The organism is Cupriavidus basilensis OR16 (assembly GCF_000243095.1).
GTDB classification, from domain to species: domain Bacteria; phylum Pseudomonadota; class Gammaproteobacteria; order Burkholderiales; family Burkholderiaceae; genus Cupriavidus; species Cupriavidus basilensis_D.
In genome coordinates, this window is sequence record NZ_AHJE01000161.1 from 1 (window position 1) to 784 (window position 784).

At 61.4% G+C, this 784-nt stretch carries 1 pseudogene; it reads left to right on the forward strand.

From position 1 onward, the window contains the following. Positions 1-784: pseudogene (locus OR16_RS46885) on the forward strand (hypothetical protein); the annotation flags it as partial.

Below are 784 nucleotides of genomic sequence, written 5' to 3' on the forward strand. Positions count from 1 at the left end.
GCTACTTCGATACCTATCCCGGCATCTGGCGCCACGGCGACTGGGTGCGCATCACGCCGCGCGGCGGTGCCATCATTTATGGCCGCTCGGATGCCACCATCAACCGGCACGGCATCCGCATGGGTACGAGCGAGCTCTACCGTGCCGTAGAGGCGTTGCCTGAAGTGCTGGACAGCATGGTCGTCGATCTCGAATACCTCGGGCGCGAATCCTACATGCCGCTGTTTGTTGTCCTGCGGCCCGATATTGAACTGACGCCAGGACTGACGGCCACCATCCGCGACCGTATCAAGGTGGCGCTGTCGGCCCGGCACGTACCGAACGAAGTATTCCAGGTGACAGCCATTCCCCGCACGTTGTCGGGCAAGAAGATGGAGCTGCCGATCAAGAAGCTGCTGCTGGGACAGCCGCTGGAAAACGTGGCGAATCCCGACACCATGGCCAATCCCGCGAGCCTGGCTTGGTTGCCGGCTTCGCCCGCGACCGCGCGGCGGCCGGCCGGTAACCGAGATGAGCATCGGCTGGACATACTAATTATGAAACTGCACCAAAGGGGAGACTTGAGCATGAAATTGAAGCACATTGCATTTGCTGGGCTGTCGGTCGGCATGGTTGGGGCCGCCGGGGCACAGTCGGTGACGTTGTACGGCGTCGCTGACATGAACTTTGAGTTCGCCAACCATGTTGGTGCGGTACCGACGGCAGCGAATGGATTCAATTCCGGTCCGGGCCAAAAAGTCACCCGCCTGGATTCCGGTGGTGTGTCCGGCTCTCGCTGGGGTCT